The organism is Microbacterium sp. SORGH_AS_0969 (genome assembly GCF_030818255.1).
Taxonomy (GTDB): domain Bacteria; phylum Actinomycetota; class Actinomycetes; order Actinomycetales; family Microbacteriaceae; genus Microbacterium.
Genome location: NZ_JAUTAG010000001.1, coordinates 2,649,079 through 2,666,492 on the forward strand (window position 1 = coordinate 2,649,079; position 17,414 = coordinate 2,666,492).

Annotated in this window: 19 protein-coding genes; 11 read left to right on the top strand and 8 right to left on the bottom strand. The window is 69.3% G+C overall.

The features are described from left to right. The first annotated feature begins 90 nt into the window (after window positions 1-90). The 3 genes from QE388_RS12390 to QE388_RS12400 are packed head-to-tail and all read left to right on the top strand — an operon-like array spanning window position 91 to window position 2,506. Window positions 91-1,101: a hypothetical protein gene (locus QE388_RS12390; RefSeq protein WP_307385628.1), complete on the top strand. Its 1,011-nt coding sequence runs from the start codon at window positions 91-93 to the stop codon at window positions 1,099-1,101. Continuing rightward, entirely contained in the window at window positions 1,098-1,469 is a 372-nt protein-coding gene (locus QE388_RS12395) for a GntR family transcriptional regulator (protein ID WP_275799922.1), read from the top strand. The genes QE388_RS12390 and QE388_RS12395 overlap by 4 nt, the downstream gene beginning before the upstream one ends. Window positions 1,470-1,528: 59 nt before the next feature. Next, the gene (locus QE388_RS12400) at window positions 1,529-2,506 is read left to right on the top strand and encodes a DMT family transporter (RefSeq protein ID WP_307385629.1); all 978 of its coding nucleotides are present in this window, start codon (window positions 1,529-1,531) and stop codon (window positions 2,504-2,506) included. Between the two features lie 44 nt (window positions 2,507-2,550). On the opposite strand, the gene QE388_RS12405 is transcribed toward QE388_RS12400, so the two are convergent. Then, a complete protein-coding gene (locus QE388_RS12405) occupies window positions 2,551-3,108 on the bottom strand; it encodes a nitroreductase family protein (protein WP_307387128.1) in 558 nt (185 codons plus the stop codon). A gap of 14 nt (window positions 3,109-3,122) precedes the next feature. Then, window positions 3,123-3,530: a peptide-methionine (R)-S-oxide reductase MsrB gene (gene msrB, locus QE388_RS12410; protein ID WP_307385630.1), complete on the bottom strand. Its 408-nt coding sequence runs from the start codon at window positions 3,528-3,530 to the stop codon at window positions 3,123-3,125. A gap of 74 nt (window positions 3,531-3,604) precedes the next feature. Between msrB and QE388_RS12415 the strand changes: the two genes are divergently transcribed. The 5 genes from QE388_RS12415 to groL all read left to right on the top strand — a co-directional run bounded on the left by QE388_RS12415 (window position 3,605) and on the right by groL (window position 7,595). Beyond that, window positions 3,605-4,591 carry a DUF2332 domain-containing protein gene (locus QE388_RS12415; protein ID WP_307385631.1) on the top strand — a complete coding sequence of 329 codons (987 nt, stop codon included), beginning with the start codon at window positions 3,605-3,607 and terminating at the stop codon, window positions 4,589-4,591. A 9-nt stretch (window positions 4,592-4,600) separates the two neighbouring features. Further along, a complete protein-coding gene (locus QE388_RS12420) occupies window positions 4,601-4,846 on the top strand; it encodes a DUF3263 domain-containing protein (protein ID WP_058614745.1) in 246 nt (81 codons plus the stop codon). A gap of 141 nt (window positions 4,847-4,987) precedes the next feature. Continuing rightward, the gene (locus QE388_RS12425) at window positions 4,988-5,467 is read left to right on the top strand and encodes a LytR C-terminal domain-containing protein (RefSeq protein ID WP_307385632.1); all 480 of its coding nucleotides are present in this window, start codon (window positions 4,988-4,990) and stop codon (window positions 5,465-5,467) included. A 134-nt stretch (window positions 5,468-5,601) separates the two neighbouring features. Then, on the top strand, window positions 5,602-5,805 hold the full coding sequence (locus QE388_RS12430) for a cold-shock protein (RefSeq protein ID WP_013585848.1): 204 nt from the start codon (window positions 5,602-5,604) through the stop codon (window positions 5,803-5,805). Between the two features lie 170 nt (window positions 5,806-5,975). Further along, on the top strand, window positions 5,976-7,595 hold the full coding sequence (gene groL, locus QE388_RS12435; RefSeq protein WP_058597322.1) for a chaperonin GroEL: 1,620 nt from the start codon (window positions 5,976-5,978) through the stop codon (window positions 7,593-7,595). A gap of 321 nt (window positions 7,596-7,916) precedes the next feature. On the opposite strand, the gene QE388_RS12440 is transcribed toward groL, so the two are convergent. The 5 genes from QE388_RS12440 to QE388_RS12460 all read right to left on the bottom strand — a co-directional run bounded on the left by QE388_RS12440 (window position 7,917) and on the right by QE388_RS12460 (window position 14,175). Then, window positions 7,917-9,596 (bottom strand): cell wall metabolism sensor histidine kinase WalK, encoded by a 1,680-nt coding sequence (locus QE388_RS12440; protein ID WP_307387130.1) that lies wholly within the window; start codon window positions 9,594-9,596, stop codon window positions 7,917-7,919. Window positions 9,597-9,726: 130 nt separating this feature from the next. Then, entirely contained in the window at window positions 9,727-10,419 is a 693-nt protein-coding gene (locus QE388_RS12445) for a response regulator transcription factor (protein ID WP_013585852.1), read from the bottom strand. Window positions 10,420-10,488: 69 nt separating this feature from the next. Continuing rightward, window positions 10,489-12,138: a DNA repair helicase XPB gene (locus tag QE388_RS12450; protein ID WP_307385633.1), complete on the bottom strand. Its 1,650-nt coding sequence runs from the start codon at window positions 12,136-12,138 to the stop codon at window positions 10,489-10,491. A gap of 46 nt (window positions 12,139-12,184) precedes the next feature. Beyond that, the gene (locus tag QE388_RS12455) at window positions 12,185-13,906 is read right to left on the bottom strand and encodes a helicase-associated domain-containing protein (protein WP_307385634.1); all 1,722 of its coding nucleotides are present in this window, start codon (window positions 13,904-13,906) and stop codon (window positions 12,185-12,187) included. A 2-nt stretch (window positions 13,907-13,908) separates the two neighbouring features. Further along, complete coding sequence (locus QE388_RS12460; protein ID WP_307385635.1) at window positions 13,909-14,175, bottom strand: multidrug ABC transporter ATPase; 267 nt, start codon at window positions 14,173-14,175, stop codon at window positions 13,909-13,911. A 108-nt stretch (window positions 14,176-14,283) separates the two neighbouring features. On the opposite strand from QE388_RS12460, the gene QE388_RS12465 reads away from it, so the two are divergent. Continuing rightward, window positions 14,284-14,667, top strand: coding sequence for a cold-shock protein (locus QE388_RS12465; protein ID WP_013585856.1), 384 nt, complete (start codon window positions 14,284-14,286; stop codon window positions 14,665-14,667). After that, window positions 14,651-15,283 (top strand): DUF3027 domain-containing protein, encoded by a 633-nt coding sequence (locus QE388_RS12470; protein ID WP_307385636.1) that lies wholly within the window; start codon window positions 14,651-14,653, stop codon window positions 15,281-15,283. The genes QE388_RS12465 and QE388_RS12470 overlap by 17 nt, the downstream gene beginning before the upstream one ends. A 56-nt stretch (window positions 15,284-15,339) precedes the next feature. On the opposite strand, the gene serC is transcribed toward QE388_RS12470, so the two are convergent. Continuing rightward, on the bottom strand, window positions 15,340-16,461 hold the full coding sequence (serC, locus tag QE388_RS12475; protein WP_307385637.1) for a phosphoserine transaminase: 1,122 nt from the start codon (window positions 16,459-16,461) through the stop codon (window positions 15,340-15,342). A gap of 99 nt (window positions 16,462-16,560) precedes the next feature. Between serC and QE388_RS12480 the strand changes: the two genes are divergently transcribed. Continuing rightward, window positions 16,561-17,259: a metal-dependent transcriptional regulator gene (locus tag QE388_RS12480; RefSeq protein WP_307385638.1), complete on the top strand. Its 699-nt coding sequence runs from the start codon at window positions 16,561-16,563 to the stop codon at window positions 17,257-17,259. Window positions 17,260-17,414: the final 155 nt, after the last annotated feature.

Consider the following 17,414-nt stretch of genomic DNA (forward strand, 5'->3'; position numbering starts at 1 on the left):
GTCTCGAAGGCCTTTCCTGCGCCCTCTCGCAAATTGTGTCGCGATAGTGGTACAGAGTGTGCTAAGAATGTGGCACGAAAGGTGGTTGCCGTGAGCCCCGAGAATGTGTGGAACGTGTGGAATCGGATCCTGCGGGCGTCCCCGTGGGAGATCGTCTGGGGGCTGCTGTCGTCGCCCGTGGTCTGTGCCGCGCTCGGCATCGCGCTCGCTCTCGTCGTGGTGCGGGTACGGCGCGGGAGCTCGACGGGGCGAAGCATCCTCCGTGGGGAGCGGGTCGCGGTCGGCGCGATCGCGCTCGTCGTCGGGGTCGTCTGGGTCGTCGACATCGCGTTGCGCGGCTACGTTCTCGACATGTCGGCCACCGTGTCGTGGTGGCGGTTCGCGGTCGCGCCGATCGCGGCTGCGGCGGGGATGGTGGTCTGGGGTGCACTCCTGCGGACGAAGGCGCCGCGGCGCGCCGTCGACGCGACATCGGCGGGCCGGCGCACCTGGACGACGTTCGGCTCCCGCCGCGGCATCCGGATCCTCGTCGCGCTGATGCTCGTCACCTCGTGCATCGTCGTCGTGTTCGGTCAGATGTCCACTGCTCTCGACCCGGGCGTCGCCGCTCACGTGGCCCTGGACGTGCCCAACGTCGAGGCGCCACCCATCGTGACCGTCTTCCCCGGTTGGGCCTATGGCATCCCGTTGCTCGCGGGAGTGGTCGCGCTCGCCGCCGCCGTCGTGTTCGCCCTGCACCGGAACGCCGTGCGTCCGTTCTCGGACCGTGTCCGGCTCGACCTGGAACGCTCCGGCCGATCCGATGCGGCGCGTGACGTCGTCACGCTCGCTCTCGGTGTGGTGCTCATCGCGCTCGGCGGGCTGCTGCACATGGCGCGTTCGGGTGCGGTCACGACCATGATCGTCATGACGGATTCGGGTGCCGAGGCGCGCCACGACGTCTCGCTCCCGCACGCCGATCTGATCCTCGCCGGAGGGTTCGTGGCACCGTTCCTGCAGATCGCAGGCTGCATGCTCCTGGCCCTGCTGGTCGTCCGCGCCATCGGTCTCGTCCGCGCCCGACCGCGGCGCTCCGCTTCGCCGGTGGAGGTACCGGCATGACGGATGCCACGCGCACGCGACCCGAGAACGTCACCGCTCCCATCGATCTGCACCGCTTCTTCCGCGGTCTGATCCTGTCGGGCCGGCTCGGAGCGGGGGAGAAGCTGCCCACCGTCCGGCAGGCCGCCGCCGACTTCGGTGTCGCGCCCGGCACCGTGCAGAAGGCGTACCGGGCTCTCGAGCACGAGGGCCTCATCGTCAGCCGGGTGGGATCGGGGACGCGCGTCGCGCCGGGTGTCGCTCCGCTGCCGGCCGACCTGACCCGGCAGCTTCGCACCCTCGTCGACGCGGCCGTCGCCGAGGGGGTCGCGGTCGACACCCTCGCCGACGTGCTCCGGGTGATGTGGAACGACGCGCACGCCCGCTGAGCGAGGCGACGAGCACCGTCGGCTCCCGTGGCGGCGCGTGAGGCGTCGTACGATCGACGATGGCCCTCACGGCGAGCGGCCGCGAGGAGAGCACCATGGCGCAGCGCGGGTCGATCGTCGCCGCCGTGGGTGGCGCCGTCGCGGTGGGGGCGATGACCGCGGTGCAGACGCGGGTGAACGGCAGCCTGGGCGCGGCGCTGAACGACGGCGTCCTCGCGGGAGCCGTCTCGTTCGGCTCCGGGCTCGTCGTGGTCTTGGCGATCGCCCTGGTGCTTCCTGCCGGGCGGCGCGGGATCGGTCGTCTGCTCGCGGGGGTGCGAGCGCGATCGATACCGGTGTGGATGCTGCTGGGCGGAGCCGCTGGCGCTTTCACCGTCGCGAGCCAGGGGCTGACCGTCGGGGCGATCGGGGTCGCCCTGTTCACCGTCGGGTTCGTCGCGGGCCAGACCAGCGGGGGACTCGCGCTCGATCGGGCCGGCTACGGTCCGGCCGGCGTGGTGGCGGTGACCCGCCCCCGCCTGATCGGCGCCCTCCTGGCGATCGCGGGGGTCGGCGTCTGTCTCGCAGACGGAGCGGTCGGCAGCGTGCCGCTCTGGATGATCCTCATCCCCGTCGTCGCCGGAGCCGGAGTGTCGTGGCAACAGGGCACCAACGGGCGACTGCGAGTGCGCGTCGACAGTCCTCTCACGGCGACCCTCGTGAACTTCCTCGGTGGCACGATCGTGCTGATCGCCGCTGCCGCCATCCACATCGGATTCGCCGGCCCGCCTCGCGCTCTCCCGACCGATCCGTGGCTGTACCTCGGCGGGACGATCGGCGTCGTCTACATCTTCCTCTCGGCGCAGATCGTGCGACGCACCGGAGTGCTCCTGCTCGGACTCGGCTCCGTCACGGGTCTGCTGAGCACGTCGGTCGTGCTCGACGCGTTCTGGCCGGCGCCCGCGGCCCCCTCGACACCGATCGCCCTTCTCGCCGCGGGAACCGCCCTCCTGGGTGTCGCGGTCGCGACGGTCCCGTGGCGCCGCCGCACACGCTGACGCCGCCGGCGACCACGTCACCGGCGGCGTCACGCGGGAGGATCTCAGAGAGCGGCGGCTTCGCCCTTCGCCTTCTTCCCGGATTTGGCCCCGGGCAGTCGCGAGATGTGCTTCGTGGCATCCACGGTCTTCCGGCGAACCGGACGCGAGCGCTGCGGCTTACCGCCGACGTAGAGCCACCCCAGCAGGACCTCGCCCTTCTTCAGACCGTGGGCCTTCGCCAGCGACTTGCTGCGCGTCTTGTCGTCGGTGCGCCAGAACACGCCGAAGCCGGCCTCGTCGAGCGCGAGGCTCAGCATGTGGGCGACTCCGGATGCCACGGCTTCCTGTTCCCACGCGGGGATCTTCTTCGACGACACGTCGGCGACGACGGCGAGGATCAGAGGGGCGCGGCGCGGCTTGGAGGAATGACCCTTCTTGCCGTCCGCCTTGTTCAATGCGCGGGCGAGGATGTCGCGATCGCTCCCGCGGATCTCGATGATCCGCCACGGGCGCAGGGACTTGTGATCGGCGACGCGACCGGCTGCGGCGACGAAGGCCTCGAGCTCGACGCTCGTGGGAGCGAGATCGGTGACCTTCGACCACGACCGACGGTCGCGCATCGCCTCGAGCGCGCTCACGCCTGCGTTTCCGGGGTGAAGGTGAGCGACAGCGAGTTCATGCAGTAACGGTCGCCGGTGGGCGTGCCGAAGCCGTCGGGGAACACGTGGCCGAGGTGCGATCCGCAGTTCGCGCAGCGAACCTCGGTGCGCTGCATGCCGTGGCTGTTGTCTTCGAGCAGCTCGACGGCCTCGGGTCGCACCGACTCGTAGAAGCTCGGCCACCCGCAGTGCGAGTCGAACTTGGTGCCGCTCTGGAACAGCTCAGCACCGCACGCGGCGCACGTGTAGAGGCCCGCGCGGCTCTCGTCCAGGAGCTCACCGGTCCACGCGCGCTCGGTCCCCGCCTGCCGCAGCACCGCGTACTGCTCGGGCGAGAGCTCCTCGCGCCACTGGTCGTCGGACTTTTCGACGGCATAAGTCATTGGAAGGTCCCCTTCGTTCACGTCCTATTCTCTCGTGCCGGACGCCGGTCAGGTCGGCGCGAGAGAATTCTCGGATGCACCAGGATGCCGTGACCACCGTCGTCGATCGCTACCGCCGATTCGCGCGCGACGAGGCTCCCGGTCGGTCGGTGCTGTACGCGATCTGGGCGGAGCGCGTCGTCGCCGACGCCGAGGTGACCGAGATCGTGGCGCGCATCGCGGAGACGCACCGCCAGCCGCCGCTCGTGTTCGCCGTGACGCGTCTCCTCGGTGCGCCGGACGCGGTCGACGCCTGGGCGGAGTGGGTGGTCGCGCACGCGGACGCCCTCGTCGCGGATTGCGATCGCCGGAGCGTACAGACGAACGAACCCCAGCGCTGCGCGGCGTTGCTGCCGGCGCTCTCGCTCATCGAGGGGCCGATCGCGCTGCTCGAGGTCGGCGCGAGCGCGGGTCTGTGTCTGTACCCCGATCGCTACTCCTACCGCTATCGCCGGGGTGCGGAGGTGGTCGCTCTCGACCCGGTCGACGGACCGAGCCAGGTCGTTCTCGAGTGCGACCTCGACGGTGCCCCATCCCTGCGGATGCCCGAGATCGTCTGGCGCGCGGGCATCGACCTGAACCCTCTCGACGCCCGCGACGCGGAGGACCGGGCGTGGCTGACGGGACTGGTGTGGCCGGGGGAGGAGGGACGGCGCGAGCGTATCGTCGCCGCGCTCGACATCGCGGCATCCGATCCTCCGCGCCTCGTCGAGGGTGACGGCGCCGCCACGCTGCCGGCGCTCGCCGCGGACGCCCCGCGAGAGGCGACGCTCGTCGTCACGACGCCCGGCGTCCTCGCGCACGTTCCTCGCGCGCGGCGCGGCGACGTGATCGCCGCAGCACAGCGGGCGGGACGCTGGATCACCCTCGACGCACCGGGACTCCACGACGGGTGGACGAGCCCGCCGGACGTGCGCTCGGACGGCTTCGCGCTCGCGCTCGACGGCGAGGTGCTCGGGGGCGTGGATCCTCTCGGGGCGTGGGTGGCGTGGCATCCCGGGATCCGCTCCGCCGCGCAGTAGCGTGGCGCCGTGCCTCTTTCCGACCGCGACCGCGAGATCCTCGCTTTCGAGGGTGAATGGCGTCGGCACGGGGGTGCGAAGGAGGAGGCGATCCGCAGCGCCTTCGACATGCCGCCCGCGCGCTACTACCAGCTGCTCGGGCGAGTGATCGACCGCCCCGAGGCCCTCGCGCACGACCCGATGCTCGTTCGTCGTCTGCGGCGTCTGCGTGACGGCGACCCGCGCACGCGGCTCGACCGCGCCGCGACCCTGTGACGGGGCGCAAAGGCAACGACCGGTAGCATCGTCCAATGGCCAGATCGACCTTCCCTCGGGATTCGCTTCGACGACCTCCCCGCCGAATCCGGCCGCGTCGGTGCGCACCGCGCTGAGAACCCGCATCTCCGGGGTTGGGTCGTGTTCCTGTGGGCGGCGGTGGCCACCGTGGTCCTCATCGCCGTCGGCATCTTCGGAACGATCGTGGTCTCGGGGCGCATCTCGTTCGGCTCCGAGCCCGTCGCGACGCCGACGATCGTCCCCACGACCCCGGCGGTGATCGACCCCTCGTACTCTGTCGTCGTGCTCAACGGCACGTCCGACGAAGGTCTCGCCGGCAACCTGCGCGATCAGATCATCGCGGCGGGGTGGGCGGCGGACACGGTCCAGACCGGCGACTCCGACACGACCGACTTCGCGACGACGACCATCTATTACCTGCGCCCGGAAGACGAGCAGGCCGCCCGGGGGCTCGCAGACGCCATCGGAGGGGCCGAGGTCGCGCAGAGCGACTTCCTGCAGCCCACCGACGACCCGAACACGCCCGACGACGAGAGTGCCGAGAAGCGGCTGATCGTCGTGATCGGCCTCGATCGCGCGGCGGCCCAGCCCACCCCCTGACGCCCTCGCGGCCCGCGTGTTTCCGCGGCGTAAAAAGTTGGGTGCACGCACGTCAACAATGCCGCTGACGGCCGATTCCGCGCATCTTCGCGTGCTTACGTTGACCTCGTCATCCAGCAACACAGGAGATTCGCATGACGCAGGGCACCGTCAAATGGTTCAACGCCGAGAAGGGTTACGGCTTCATCACCGTGACGGACGGCCAGGACGTTTTCGTTCACTACTCGAACATCGAGATGTCGGGCTTCCGTGTTCTCGAGGAGGGGCAGGCGGTCGAGTTCACCGTCGGCTCCGGCCAGAAGGGACCGCAGGCCGAGTCGGTTCGCCTGATGGCTTAACACGACGTTTCGCACGCCGTGGCATCCGTTCGACGGATGCCACGGCGTCGTGCTGTGCGGCACGGCTCGCGGCTTGCACTCCCTAGGGGCGAGTGCCAGAATGAGTTAGCACTCGCTTTCGTCGAGTGCCAAAATCTGGAAGTCACCCGTCCGGGAGGGACGACACACTTATGGCAAAGATCATCGCTTTCGACGAGGAGGCCCGCCGCGGCCTCGAGCGCGGCCTCAACACGCTGGCCGACGCCGTCAAGGTGACGCTCGGCCCCCGCGGTCGCAACGTCGTGCTCGAGAAGAAGTGGGGCGCTCCCACGATCACGAACGACGGCGTCTCGATCGCCAAGGAGATCGAGCTCGACGACCCGTACGAGAAGATCGGCGCTGAGCTGGTCAAGGAGGTCGCCAAGAAGACCGACGACGTCGCGGGTGACGGCACCACCACCGCTACCGTCCTCGCTCAGGCGCTCGTTCGCGAGGGCCTGCGCAACGTCGCCGCCGGCGCCGACCCCATCTCGCTCAAGAAGGGCATCGAGAAGGCCGTCAAGGCCGTCACCGACGAGCTTCTCGCCTCGGCGAAGGAGGTCGAGTCGAAGGAGCAGATCGCCGCGACCGCCTCCATCTCGGCCGCCGACCCCGCGATCGGCGAGCTCATCGCCGAGGCCATCGACAAGGTGGGCAAGGAAGGCGTCGTCACCGTCGAGGAGTCGAACACCTTCGGCACCGAGCTCGAGCTCACCGAGGGCATGCGCTTCGACAAGGGCTACATCAACCCCTACTTCGTCACCGACCCCGAGCGTCAGGAGGCGGTCTTCGAAGACCCGTACATCCTGATCGCGAACCAGAAGATCTCGAACATCAAGGACCTTCTGCCCATCGTCGACAAGGTGATCCAGGAGGGCAAGGAGCTCCTCATCATCGCCGAGGACGTCGAGGGCGAAGCTCTCGCGACGCTCGTGCTCAACAAGATCCGCGGCATCTTCAAGTCGGCGGCCGTCAAGGCCCCCGGCTTCGGCGACCGTCGCAAGGCGCAGCTCCAGGACATCGCGATCCTCACCGGCGGCCAGGTCATCACCGAAGAGGTGGGCCTCAAGCTCGAGAACGCGACCGTCGACCTGCTCGGCCGTGCCCGCAAGGTCATCATCACCAAGGACGAGACCACGATCGTCGAGGGTGCCGGTGAGTCGGAGCTGATCGAGGGTCGCGTGACCCAGATCCGCCGCGAGATCGAGAACACCGACAGCGACTACGACCGTGAGAAGCTCCAGGAGCGCCTCGCGAAGCTCGCCGGTGGCGTCGCCGTCATCAAGGCCGGCGCGGCCACGGAGGTCGAGCTCAAGGAGCGCAAGCACCGCATCGAAGACGCCGTCCGCAACGCGAAGGCCGCCGTCGAAGAGGGCGTCGTCGCCGGTGGTGGCGTCGCGCTCATCCAGGCGGGCAAGACGGCGTTCGCGTCGCTCGAGCTCTCGGGTGACGAGGCCACCGGTGCGAACATCGTCAAGGTCGCCATCGAGGCCCCGCTCAAGCAGATCGCGCTGAACGCCGGTCTCGAGCCCGGTGTCGTCGCGAACAAGGTCGCGGAGCTCGAGGTCGGTCACGGCCTCAACGCCGCAACCGGCGAGTACGGCGACCTCTTCGCGCAGGGCATCATCGACCCCGCCAAGGTCACGCGCTCCGCGCTGCAGAACGCCGCGTCGATCGCCGGTCTGTTCCTCACGACCGAGGCCGTCGTCGCCGACAAGCCCGAGAAGGTCGCCGCTCCCGCGGGCGACCCGACGGGTGGCATGGACTTCTGATCTACGCCTGACGCGTCATGAGAACGCCCCCTCCTTCGGGAGGGGGCGTTCTCTCGTTCTCGGCCGCGACCGAACCCGCGGGCGACCCAGATGAGATGACTCGCGCCGAATACTCGCGGCGGGAGCGTCAGGGTGAGCATTCGGCGCACGTCAGCGTGCTCGTCCTCGTTCCCCTCGTTCCACGTCAGCGTGGCGAGGGGAACGAGGGGGAGCGGACGAGGCCGCGGGTACGGTGCGGGGGGCGGGCGCGGGCACCGCGAGGGGCGCCGTGTTGCCGGGCGCAGGGCAGGCGGGTGACAGCGAGCGCGGGGCGCGGAAGGGTCACGCGGTGGGTGGCTCGGGCCGGTAGTCCTCGGGGAGACGCTGGAGCGGCTGCGTCTCGATCAGCGCGTGCTCCTGCGCGTCGCGTCGATCGGCGAGGGGAAGGGAGACCCGGAAGGTCGCTCCTCCGCCGGGGGTGTCGACGACCTCGACTTTTCCATGCAGAAGATCGACGATGGATGCCACGATCGACAGGCCGAGACCCGACCCGCCCGTCTCCCGCGTGCGCGAGGTGTCCGCCCGCCAGAACCGCTGGAAGATCTGGTCGCGAATCTGCTCGGGAACCCCTTCGCCGTGGTCGATGATCTCGATCCACCCCATGTCGGCATCGGCATCCACTCCCACGCGCAGTCCGATGGGGGAGTCGTCGGGGGTGAACCGCCGCGCGTTGCCCAGAAGGTTCGTCACGACCTGTCGCACCTTGTTCTCGTCGCCCAACACGATCGGCGCGAGGCGGGGCGACGAACGCACGGAGTTCGGCGCGGTCGTCGGCGAGGACGACGCCTCGGCGGGGGACTCGACGACCGGTCCGTCGCCGGTGTCCTTCGCGCGTCGCCGCAGCCGTGACAGTGTGGCACCCGCGATCGCCATCGCCGAGGTGGTGGGAGCGACCCGACGCCGACCGTTCGGGCCGGTGGCATCCGTCTCCGTCTGCGGCAGCACTTCGAGGCGCATGACGGGCAGCACGATCTCGTCGCGGCTGGTCGTGTCGTCGACCGTGACCTCGCGCTGCGGTGAGGTGACGCGCAGGTCGAGGGCGGCGTCGCGCGCGATGGGGCGGAGGTCGATCGCGGTGATGCTCACGTCGCGACGCTCGTCGAGGCGCGCGAGAGCCAGGAGGTCTTCGACGAGGGCACCCATGCGGATCGCCTCCTTCTCGATCCGCTCCATCGACTGGGCGACATCCTCGTCGGAGCGGATGGCACCCATCCGGTAGAGCTCGGCGTAGCCGCGCATCGTGACCAGGGGAGTGCGCAGCTCGTGGCTCGCGTCGCCGATGAACCGGCGCATCTGCCGGACGGTGGCGTCCCGCTGTCCGAGCGCTCCGTCGATGCGCGCGAGCATGGCGTTGATCGCCGTCTTGAGGCGACCGACCTCGGTGTCGGGGACGATGTCGGTGAGACGTTGGCTGAAGTCGCCGGCGGCGATGTCCATCGCGGTGGTCTCGACCTGATTCAGACTCCGGAACGTGAGGGTCACGAGCCAGCGGGTCAGCAGCGCGCTCGCTATGAGGATGAGCAGAGCGACGAAGCCGTAGATGCCGACGTAGGCCGCGACGATCCGATCCGTCGGTCCGAGCGGCTGGATCACCATCTGGGTGTAAGAGCCGCTGTTGGGTACTTCGAAAAGACCCACGCGCGCGATGAAGTGCTGCCCCGTGACCGGGTCATCCAGGTCGATGCGCTTGTCGAGCTGGGTGTAGGTCTGCGGCGTCGTGAACGTGTCGGGCAGTTGCGGCGTGGCCTTCGTCGACGTGCCGTTGAAGAAGGCCTCGCGCTGGCCCTCGGCGTTGTAGACGACGACCATCGACCCGATCTGCGGGGCGTTCTCGACCGGCGTGAACACCATCCGACCGTCTTCGTTGGTCGTCGTGAAGATGGTGTTCGCGATGTTGCCCGCCGCCTGCTGTGCCAGCTGCTCGTCGAGGTTGTTCACGAGCGTGGTGCGCAGGAAGACCATCGTGCCGATGCCGGCGGCGAACAGCCCGACCGCGAGGAGCGTGACAGTGACGCCGGTGACCTTGGCCCGCAGGCTCAGTCGGCGCCACCAGCGCGTCACGGCATCGTCGGAGTGCAGGAGGAGGCTCCGCTCAGACGGTCTTGCCCGACTTCAGCATGTAGCCGAAGCCGCGCTTGGTCTGGATCAGCGGCTCCGAGGAGTGCGGATCGATCTTGCGGCGGAGGTAGGAGATGTAGCTCTCGACGATGCCGGCGTCGCCGTTGAAGTCGTACTCCCAGACGTGGTCGAGGATCTGCGCCTTCGACAGCACACGGTTGGGGTTGAGCATGAGGTAACGCAGGAGCTTGAACTCCGTGGGGCTGAGGTCGATCGAGACGTCGCCGACGCTGACGTCGTGCGTGTCCTGGTCCATCGTGAGCTCGCCCGTGCGGATGATCGACTCCTCGTCGGCCTGCATCGTGCGGCGGAGGATCGCCTGGATGCGCGCGACGATCTCGTCGAGGCTGAACGGCTTGGTGACGTAGTCATCGCCTCCGGCGTTCAGCCCCATGATCTTGTCTTCGGTCTCGTCCTTGGCCGTGAGGAAGAGGATCGGAGCGGTGTAGCCGGCGCCGCGGAGACGCTTGGTGACACTGAACCCGTTCATGTCCGGCAGCATCACGTCGAGCACGATGAGGTCGGGTTCTTCTTCGAGCACGGCCGAGATCGTCTGCGCGCCGTTGGCCACGGCTCGCACCTGGAAACCGGCGAAGCGCAGGCTCGTGATGAGCAGATCGCGGATGTTCGGTTCGTCGTCCACGACGAGGATGCGAGGAGCTGTCATGCCCTCATTATCGTGACTGCACCCAGCAAAGTGCTGGATATGGAACGGAAAGCCGCACCCTGGTATGTCTCAGGCGGCCGCGGCGTCGATTCCGTCGGCATCCAGAATCGTGTACGCGTACCCCTGTTCGGCGAGGAAACGCTGGCGGTTCTGCGCGAAATCCTGGTCGACCGTGTCGCGCGCGATGAGCGTGTAGAAGCTCGCCGTGTGGTTCGACTGCTTCGGTCGCAGCAGGCGCCCGAGGCGCTGCGCCTCTTCTTGACGCGACCCGAAGGATCCCGAGACCTGGATGGCGACCGACGCCTCGGGCAGGTCGACCGAGAAGTTCGCGACCTTCGACACGATGAGGAGCGAGATCTCTCCCACGCGGAAGGCCTGGAACAGCTCTTCGCGCTCCGCCACGGGGGTCGCCCCCGTGATCTTCGGCGCGTCGAGGGCCTCGGACAGCTCATCGATCTGGTCGAGGTACTGACCGATGACGAGGATGCGCTCGTCGGGGTGGCGCTCGACGAGCCGGCGCACGACGTCGATCTTCGCGGGAGCCGTCGCGGCGAGCCGGTAGCGGTCTTCGTCGGCCGCGGCGGCGTATTCGAGCCGCTCGCCGGCGGGCAGGTCGATGCGCACCTCGTAGCACGCGGCCGGCGAGATGAAGCCCTGCGCCTCGATCTCTTTCCACGGCGCGTCGAACCGCTTGGGGCCGATCAGGCTGAAGACGTCGCCCTCGCGTCCGTCCTCGCGGACGAGCGTGGCGGTCAGCCCCAGGCGCCGTCGCGCCTGCAGGTCGGCGGTGAGCTTGAAGACGGGAGCGGGGAGAAGGTGCACCTCGTCGTAGAGGACCAGACCCCAGTCGAGCGCGTCGAGCAGGGCGAGGTGGGCGTACTCTCCCTTCCGCTTCGCGGTGAGGATCTGGTACGTCGCGATCGTGACGGGCTTGATCTCTTTGACCTGGCCCGAGTACTCGCCGATCTCGTCGGGGGTGAGAGTCGTGCGGCGGAGCAGTTCGTCGCGCCACTGCCGGGCGCTCACGGTGTTCGTCACCAGGATGAGGGTCGTCGTGCGGGTGTCGGCCATGGCGCCCGCTCCGACGAGGGTCTTGCCCGCCCCGCAGGGGAGCACCACGACACCCGAACCGCCCTCGGAGAACGAGTCGACGGCCTGCCGCTGGTACGGGCGCAGGCTCCACCCGTCCTCGGCGAGATCGATCGGGTGCGGGGTGCCCGGTGTGTAGCCGGCGAGGTCTTCGGCGGGCCAGCCGATCTTGAGGAGCTCCTGCTTGATGTGCCCTCGCGCCCACGCGTCGATCAGGTAGGTGTCGGGCGTGGGGTGCCCGATGAGCAGGGGCGAGATGCGCTTGTTGCGCGAGACCTCGCCGAGCACCGCCGGGTCGGTCGAGCGGAGGACGAGCTCGTTCTCGTCGTTGCGTTCGATGACCAGGCGTCCGTAGCGGTTGACGGTCTCGCGGATGTCGGTGCTCACCGAAGCCGGGACCGGGAAGCGCGACCAGCGGTCGAGCGTCTCGAGCATCGCGTCGGCGTCGTGGCCGGCCGCCCGCGCGTTCCAGAGCCCCAGCCGGGTGATCCGATAGGTGTGGATGTGCTCGGGTGCGCGCTCGAGCTCGGCGAAGACCGCGAGCTCATGCCGCGCCGTCTCCGCCTCGGGGTGTGCGACCTCGAGGAGGACGGTGCGGTCGCTCTGCACGATCAAGGGGCCGTCAGCCATAGCGTTCGAGTCTACCGGGGTCGCGGCGGTCGAGCTTCACGCGGCGTCACTCGACGGGTGCGATCCCGTCGATGTGCGAGAGCGGGAGCGTGCGCTCGACGTCGGCGCCCCGGTCACGGCCGCGGAGTCGGCCGCCTCCCAGTCCCGTCGCCTCCAGACGGAACACGCGCGTCGAACCGTCGGGCAGGCGAACGGTCACGTCGATGATCGCGCGGGCACGCACCGCCTGGTCGAGTTCGCGTTCGAGCCAGGCGGCATCCGAGTCCTCACCGCCAGCGCGTACGCGCCCGATGAGCGGCGCGTAGGTCTCGAGGGGATCCGTCGACGGGGTGTCGGCGGCCAGCCGGGCGCGCTCCAGCGTCCTCGGGGCGCCGGACTCGTCGACGGCGACGGCGGGGTAGTGCGCGTCGGTCAGCGCCCAGAAGACGACGTCGGCGGCGACGTGCGACTCGAGGGCGTCGTCGGCGCGCGACAGTGCCACCGAGCGCAAGGACTGGTCGACCTCCATCGCCTGCAGAAGAGTCGGGTCGGTCGTCGTGACCCGCGTCAGTCGCGTCTCCGGGTCGCTCGAGACACGGACGCGTCCGTGCTGCGCCGAGGTCCGCTCGATCACGTAGGCCAGGGGCTGCGGCAGCCCGGTGAGCGACAGGTCGGTGAGGAAGTCGCGCAGAGACTCGGCCGTCTCGCCGCCGGTGATGGCTGCGCCGATCGTCGCGGCGCTGAACCGGTAGCTCGACGCCTGTGCCCGGGATTCTCGCGTCGCCATGCTCCGCAGGCGCACATCGAGGTGCGGAGCGAGCGGACCCGGGGCGATGGCCGTGAGGTCGTTCTGGAGGTACACGCGGTCGACCTCGGGCGGAAGGAGGTCGCGGAGGGCGGAGACGTCGACCTCGTCGCCCGCCGCGAGCCCGGAACTCCAGGGAGGAGTCTGGTCGGCGGCGTCGATGAGGCCCCATGCCGAGAAACGCTCTCGCCACAGCGCCGCCCGCTCCGCGCCGGACGGGTCGAAGGGCAGTGCGTCGGGCCAGCTCGCGCTCGGGATCCAGCCGCCCTCGGCTGTGCGATACGCCCGGGGCAGGACGTCGCGCAGGGTCTTCGCGGTCTCCTGCCATCGATCGAGGGTGGGTAGGCGCAACCACGCCTTGCCGGCGGGGGTGACCAGCCACGCGCGGCCCGTGCTGCCCAACAGACCGACGGATGCCGCGATCCCGACGAGCAGATCCGCTTCCTCGGGTGTCTCCACGGCTCCCGCATCCACGAGGCGCCGCCGCTCGGTGGCGCCGAGCGATCCCGAGCCGATGCGTCCGAGCGGTGCGTCGAGAGTCAGGAGGAGGACGTCGGCCAGGGCCGCGGCGTTGGTGAACGCGGCTTCGGCGGCGGCATCGGATGCCGCGGCTCGGCCGGGGCGGGAAGGCTCGGCATCCGGGATCCCGTCGGGGAACGTCTCGCCGACGATCGTGGCGACCGCTGCGTAGGCGACGCCGTCGTCGCGCACGAGAGCTCGCGCGACGAGCGCGGCGCGCACCTCGGTGAGTACGGGCGATCCGGTCGAGACGGCCGCGACGAGGGCTTCGGCCTCGGTCCGCGTCAACGGGGGGAGTGCGCGGGAGATCGAGGGGGGATCGAGCAGCGCATCCGCGGCGTCGAAGGTGTCGCGCCACGTCGCCGAGGGTGAGACGTCGCGCTCGAGGAAGAGCTGAGCGAGGTCTTCGTCGGCCCGTGCGCTCAACGAGACCGCCAGTGCGCGTTGGTCGGAGGTCTCGGGCACGGTCAACGCTCCTTGTTCGCGCGTGCCCTTCGCACGAAGCTCATGATGAGCACGGCCACCAGGCACGCGAACGCGACCGGGGGTGCGATGTAGAGCAGAACGCCCACCGTCGGCCAGATGCCGGTGCTCATGTCTGCCTTGGCCGTCGACGCGATGATGATCGCGAAGAAGCTCACGACGGACAGGATGAGCAGTCCGAGCGACATGAACGCCAGGATGCGATCGATACGGCGGATCGGGACATCGCCGTCGGGGGTGCGTGTGCTCATCGCCCCTCAGCCTACTGCCTGGCACGCGTGGCGTAGGCTGAAGGGCCGGGATCCGTTCGGGTCCCGGGTTCCACCGCGCGTTCGCGCATGTCTTTCAGCGAGGTTTCCATGCCCACCGGCAAGGTCAGGTTCTACGACGAAGAGAAGGGCTTCGGCTTCATCGCCACCGATGACGGCCAGGACGTGTTCCTGCACGCCACCGCCCTGCCCGCCGGAACCCCCGCGCCCAAGGCCGGCACGCGCCTCGAGTTCGGCGTCGCCGACGGCAAGCGTGGTCTGCAGGCCCTGTCGGTGCGCGTCCTCGAAGCACCCGTGAGCATGGCGAAGCGCTCGCGCAAGCCCGCCGACGACATGGCGATCATCGTCGAGGACCTCGTCAAGCTCCTGGACGGCATCGGCGGCGATCTGCGTCGTGGCCGGTACCCGAGCGGTGCGCACGCCAGCAAGATCGCCGCGGTACTGCGCAAGGTCGCCGATGACTTCGAAGCCTGAGCAGCCGGTCGACGACCGACTGCTTCACGCCCACGACCTCGCGCTGAGCGCGCTGCACGAGATCACCCCCGCCGACACGGTGGGGCCGCCCGCCGACTACATCGTCGAGAACGACGGCGTCGTCTCGCTGCGGTTCCACACGCGCCTGCTCGGATACCCCGGGTGGTACTGGACCGTGAGCGTGGCCGTCGTCGACGACGCCGAGCCGACGGTCCTCGAGGCGGAGCTGATGCCCGGCGAGGGCGCGCTCCTGGCACCCGAGTGGGTTCCCTGGGCGACGCGCCTGGCGGATTACCAGGCGGCGCAGGCCGCCGCGGCGGAGAGCGGCGAGTCGGATGACGATGTCGACGATGACGATGTCGATGTCGATGATGACGATCTCGACGGCGAAGACGACGACGCCGAAGACGACGACGAGTCGGAGGACGAGCCGAAGGCGCGGTTCCACGCCGGAGACCTCGACGGTGTCGACATCGATGAGTTCGACGAGTCGGGTGACGCCGAGCCGGAGTCCGAGGACGACTCGGACGGCGACGAAGAAGACGGCGACGAAGAAGACGACTACGAAGAAGACGACGACGAAGACGACGAGGACGAGCGCGAACGCAGCTACTGATCCCGTGAACGACGAAGGCCGTCCCGCGCGTGTGCGGGACGGCCTTCGTCGTTCGATCAGGTGCCGGGCAGGCGTTCGATCGTGTAGTCGATCGCGCCGATGAGACGGCGGACGTCATCGGGCTCGATCGAGACGAACGTCGCGACGCGCAGCTGGTTGCGACCGAGTTTGCGATAGGGCTCCGTGTCGACGATGCCGTTCGCGCGCAGGCTCTTGGCGATCGCCGCGGCGTCGATGCTCTCGTCGAAATCGATCGTGACGACGACGGGGGAGCGGTCGGCCGGGTCGGCGACGAACGGCGTCGCCACCGCGCTCGCGTCCGCCCAGTCGTAGAGCGCCGAGGACGACTCCGCCGTGCGCGCTCCGGCCCACGCCAGACCGCCGTTGTCGAGGATCCAACCGAGCTGGTCGTCGAGGAGCAGGAGGGTGGCGAGCGCCGGGGTGTTGAGCGTCTGCTGCAGTCGCGAGTTGTCGAGCGCGTTCTTCAGGCTCAGGAATTCGGGGATGTACCGATCGGATGCCGCGATGCTCTCGATGCGCTCGATCGCCGCCGGCGACACGGCGGCGTACCAGAGTCCGCCGTCGGAGCCGAGGTTCTTCTGCGGGGCGAAGTAGTAGACGTCGGCTTGGGTCACGTCGAAGTCGATGCCGCCCGCGGCGCTCGTGGCATCGATGACGGTGAGCGCACCCGCGTCGCCATGGACGCGTTCGATGGGGGCGGCGACGCCCGTCGAGGTTTCGTTGTGCGGCCAGGCGTACACGTCGACGCCCTCGACGACCTCGGCGACGGTGCGCGTGCCCGGTGCGGCCTTGCGCACATCGGGGGTCTGCAGCCACGGGGCGGCCGCGGCCGAGGCGAACTTGCCGCCGAACTCGCCGAAGACGAGGTTCTGGCTGCGCTTCTCGATGAGGCCGAAGGCGGCGGCATCCCAGAAGGCGGTCGATCCGCCGTTGCCCAGGATGATCTCGTAGCCCTCGGGCAGGCGGAACAGCTCGGCGAGACGCTCGCGCGTGCTGGCGACCAGGTTCTTCACGGGGGCTTGGCGGTGCGAGGTGCCCAGGATGCTCGCGCCACGGGTGACGAGAGACTCGAGCTGCGCTCCGCGCACCTTCGAGGGGCCGCATCCGAAGCGGCCGTCGGCGGGCAGGAGGTCGGTGGGGAGGTCCACGTGCGGCATGGGCTCGATTCTAGGGCGCGGGGTGGCGGCATCCGGAGTCTGTGTCGGATGGGGTCGGTAGGCTGTCCTTACCAGCCGCGCGACGCCGAGGACTCCTGAATGACCGATCTCATCGACACCACCGAGATGTACCTGCGCACGATCCTCGAACTCGAGGAAGAGAACATCGTGCCCCTGCGGGCCCGCATCTCCGAGCGTCTCGGGCACTCCGGCCCCACCGTCTCGCAGACCGTCGGCCGGATGGAGCGCGACGGTCTCGTGGTCGTCTCCGAGGACCGCCGCCTCGAACTCACCGGTGACGGGCGTCAGAAGGCCGTCGACGTCATGCGCAAGCACCGCTTGGCCGAGCGCCTGCTCAGCGACGTGATCGGTCTCGACTGGGCCTACGTGCACGACGAGGCCTGCCGCTGGGAGCACGTCATGAGCGAGCAGGTCGAGCGCCGCCTCGTCGAGCTTCTCGGGCACCCCACCGAATCGCCCTACGGCAACCCGATCCCCGGTCTCGATCAGCTCGGCGACGTCGCCAGCTCGACGTTCGAAGAGGGCGTCGTCGGCCTGGTGCGCAAGCTCAACGACGCCGGCCAGCCCATCACCGGTACGGTGCGACGTCTCGCCGAACCCGCCCAGGTCGATCCCGAGCTCCTCCAGCAGCTCAAGGCCGCGGGGGTCCTGCCCGGGGCGCGAGGCGACTACCGGTTCAACGAGGGATACGTCCTCGTGCAGATGGAGGGCGCCGACGAGGGGCTCGAACTCCCCGTCGAGGTGGCGTCGCACATCTTCCTCGTCGACGAGGCCTGAAGCCCCTTCTTCCGTCGTCGATTCGTCGCGTGGTGTCCCGCGATGTCGTCGCGAGGCCGGGGCGGCCGTGCATCTCCTGTACGCGATGTCCTTTGCGTGACTTGTTCGTTATCTTCGGGTAGCCTCTGAGGGTCCACAGGCGAGAAGCCCGCCGT

Coding starts and splice junctions, on each gene's coding strand:
- QE388_RS12450 (WP_307385633.1), bottom strand. CDS start 12,138: ATGGCTGACGGCCCCTTGATCGTGCAGAGCGACCGCACCGTCCTCCTC.
- QE388_RS12445 (WP_013585852.1), bottom strand. CDS start 10,419: ATGACAGCTCCTCGCATCCTCGTCGTGGACGACGAACCGAACATCCGC.
- QE388_RS12440 (WP_307387130.1), bottom strand. CDS start 9,596: ATGGTCTTCCTGCGCACCACGCTCGTGAACAACCTCGACGAGCAGCTG.
- QE388_RS12395 (WP_275799922.1), top strand. CDS start 1,098: ATGACGGATGCCACGCGCACGCGACCCGAGAACGTCACCGCTCCCATC.
- msrB (WP_307385630.1), bottom strand. CDS start 3,530: ATGACTTATGCCGTCGAAAAGTCCGACGACCAGTGGCGCGAGGAGCTC.
- QE388_RS12400 (WP_307385629.1), top strand. CDS start 1,529: ATGGCCCTCACGGCGAGCGGCCGCGAGGAGAGCACCATGGCGCAGCGC.
- groL (WP_058597322.1), top strand. CDS start 5,976: ATGGCAAAGATCATCGCTTTCGACGAGGAGGCCCGCCGCGGCCTCGAG.
- serC (WP_307385637.1), bottom strand. CDS start 16,461: ATGCCGCACGTGGACCTCCCCACCGACCTCCTGCCCGCCGACGGCCGC.
- QE388_RS12430 (WP_013585848.1), top strand. CDS start 5,602: ATGACGCAGGGCACCGTCAAATGGTTCAACGCCGAGAAGGGTTACGGC.
- QE388_RS12415 (WP_307385631.1), top strand. CDS start 3,605: ATGCACCAGGATGCCGTGACCACCGTCGTCGATCGCTACCGCCGATTC.
- QE388_RS12460 (WP_307385635.1), bottom strand. CDS start 14,175: ATGAGCACACGCACCCCCGACGGCGATGTCCCGATCCGCCGTATCGAT.
- QE388_RS12465 (WP_013585856.1), top strand. CDS start 14,284: ATGCCCACCGGCAAGGTCAGGTTCTACGACGAAGAGAAGGGCTTCGGC.
- QE388_RS12470 (WP_307385636.1), top strand. CDS start 14,651: ATGACTTCGAAGCCTGAGCAGCCGGTCGACGACCGACTGCTTCACGCC.
- QE388_RS12480 (WP_307385638.1), top strand. CDS start 16,561: ATGACCGATCTCATCGACACCACCGAGATGTACCTGCGCACGATCCTC.
- QE388_RS12405 (WP_307387128.1), bottom strand. CDS start 3,108: ATGCGCGACCGTCGGTCGTGGTCGAAGGTCACCGATCTCGCTCCCACG.